Genomic DNA, 2692 nt, shown 5'->3' on the forward strand with positions numbered 1-2692 from the left:
TAATAATCTGTCCCGCCTGAAGGTTTATACTATACCAGTCCTCATTGTCCCGTTGTCCTCCTGATATTTGCCCACCAAGACTTCCATTATAAATACCAGGTTGAATTAAAAATGCCTCATTCTGATTATTGGTATCAGGTAATTGATTTCCCTGGTAAGGAGGGTAATTTTCTTCTGCTGTAGTTTCTATTATTTTAATACTATCTTTGTTAAAAGCTAGGTGATTAGTATGGGGAGAGATTCTCTCAGTTCGTAGAAAGAGAACAGAGGCCCCCTGAAGATCTGATCTGGGGATAATAACCTGACCACTACAAGTGTAACCCACCGGATCATTTGCTGATGATACATTGGGTAGACTAACTTTTTGAGTAATAAAAACATTTCCGCCTGGAACTTCATAGATGAGTAGGAAATCCGCAGGGAAACCTCTGCCTCCTCCAGAACGGTTAGTAGCTAAAGCAGTAATTTCCAGGATTAAATCATTATTTCCAGAAGGTATATTTTCAAATGTCCACTGAGCGTAATCTTGAATATTATTATCTCGGAGCCAGTACCAACTTTGAATTAAGTCACCATTGGATTGAAATTTATTAGCTAGATTTGAGCTACTGACTGCAAAAGCTGATAGACTCATCATAGCTAAAATGGAAAAAACGATTAGAAATGTAAGTACTTTTCTTATTTTCATAATATCTATCTCCTTTATTTATTTTATAATATTTTAAAAGAAATTATTTTATTTTTTACTATATTTTATTATACTATAATAAGTTAAAAAATCCTTCTTTTTTAGAAATTTTTTAATCTTTCTTCATACCCCCTTTCTTTACACAGAATAGAAGGTAAAATTTAGTGCCAGGCACTAAATTTTACCTTCTATTTTTAGCTGCTTCTTTAATTAATTGTAAGGCAATAACCTCTCTTTGTATCTGATTGGTTCCTTCATAAATCTGGGTAATCTTGGCATCTCTCATTCTTTTTTCTACCGGATAATCTTTCATATAACCATAACCACCAAATATTTGTACTGCATCAGTGGTAACTTTCATCGCTACATCAGAAGCAAATAATTTGGTCATTGAGGATATTTTGGAAATATCTTTTGCATTACTATCAATATATCGTGCTCCAGCATACAACAATGCTCGAGCTGCTTCTATCTGAGTAGCCATATCGGCTAACATAAATTGAATCCCTTGAAAAGAAGAGATAGGTTTTCCAAATTGAATCCGTTCCCGGGCATATTTTATCGCATCATCTAAAGCCCCCTGAGCAATACCAACAGCTTGAGCTGCTACTCCTGGTCGTGATTTATCCAGGGTTTTCATCGCCACTAAAAATCCCTTACCTTCTCCACTGATTAAATTTTCTTTAGGAATTCTACAATCATTAAAGATTAATTCCCGAGTAGCAGAACAACGAATTCCCATTTTATTCTCTTTTTTACCAAAACTAAAACCCGTAGTTCCTTTTTCTACCATAAATGCTGAGGCACCACGACTGCCTCTAGCCCTATCTGTTATGGCAATTACAGTGTAAATTTCTGCTTCTCCTCCATTAGTGATCCACTGTTTATTACCATTTAGAATATAATCATTACCATCACGAACCGCAGCAGTACGAATACTTCCGGCATCACTGCCTGCATCTGATTCGGTCAAGGCAAAAGCAGTTAACTTTTCCCCTTTAGCTATCTGAGGTAAATATTTTTTCTTCTGCTCTTCTGAACCAAATAATATTATAGGATAAGTGCCTAAAGCACTCGCAGCATAAGATACCGCAACTCCAGCACAGGCTTTACTTAATTCCTCTATTATAATACACAAGTCTAAAACACCCTTCCCCAGTCCACCATATTCCTCTGGAACAAATATGGCAAACAAGTCTGATTGAGCAAATATTTTCATAAGTTCCCAGGGAAATTCTCCTTTTTCATCTAATTCAATAGCTACTGGAGCAATCTTTTCCTGGGCAATTTGTTTTACTAAATTTTTTATCATTTCCTGTTCTTCGGTTAGAAAATAATTCATCAATACTTCCTCCTTAAATTTATTAAAAAATATTTAGTAAATATCTTCCCTTACTTCGAAGGTTACAAAAAGCTAAAATATTTCAGAAAAAAATAACAATTTCTAAAATTTCTAGTGAGGATTAGGATCTATCTTTATTATTATAATATTATAATACAATTATAGCCCAAAAAGTAAACAAAATGGTAATGTAGGGGTCGGATTTATCCGACCCGGTATTGAGCGGGCTCGATGTGTCTACCTGCCTGCCTGTGCGTGCCTGCACGCAGACAGAAATCGAGCCCCTACAACATAATTATAACCAAAAAATCATAATTTACTACAAAATTAGCTACAAAATTATTTTTTTACATTTTAATCCAATCTTCTTTTTAAAATTCTGAGCATAATTAATCCTCTTTCCAATAGAAGGATGGGTATAAAATAGAAATTCAATTAAAGGGTAAGGATAGGCATCAGCTAAATCTCGGTTGGTAAACTTGGCCATAGAGGTTATAAAGGCGTCTCCTTTTTGAGTTATTTTTAAAGCAAATTTATCAGCATTCCACTCTCTCTTTCTAAAGTAAAAATTAAGAGGAATACCCCCTAAAAAAATAATAACCACCATAGATAAAGCGAAAGCAGGGAAATTGGAAATATCACTTAACTCATATCTTAAATAA

3 protein-coding genes are annotated in these 2692 nt (G+C 34.5%); all 3 read right to left on the reverse strand.

What is annotated here, in order from left to right; all coding sequences use genetic code 11:
• Positions 1-688: hypothetical protein (locus COZ07_RS05325; RefSeq protein ID WP_406607544.1), on the reverse strand; the 688-nt coding region annotated here is incomplete at its 3' end.
• A 181-nt stretch (positions 689-869) separates the two neighbouring features.
• The gene (locus tag COZ07_RS05330; RefSeq protein WP_406607545.1) at positions 870-2030 is read right to left on the reverse strand and encodes an acyl-CoA dehydrogenase family protein; all 1161 of its coding nucleotides are present in this window, start codon (positions 2028-2030) and stop codon (positions 870-872) included.
• A 331-nt stretch (positions 2031-2361) separates the two neighbouring features.
• Positions 2362-2692 (reverse strand): M48 family metalloprotease (locus COZ07_RS05335; RefSeq protein WP_406607546.1); only part of this gene is annotated, 331 nt, incomplete at its 5' end.

It is taken from the genome of Candidatus Infernicultor aquiphilus (assembly GCF_002784285.1).
GTDB lineage: Bacteria > Atribacterota > Phoenicimicrobiia > Phoenicimicrobiales > Phoenicimicrobiaceae > Infernicultor > Infernicultor aquiphilus.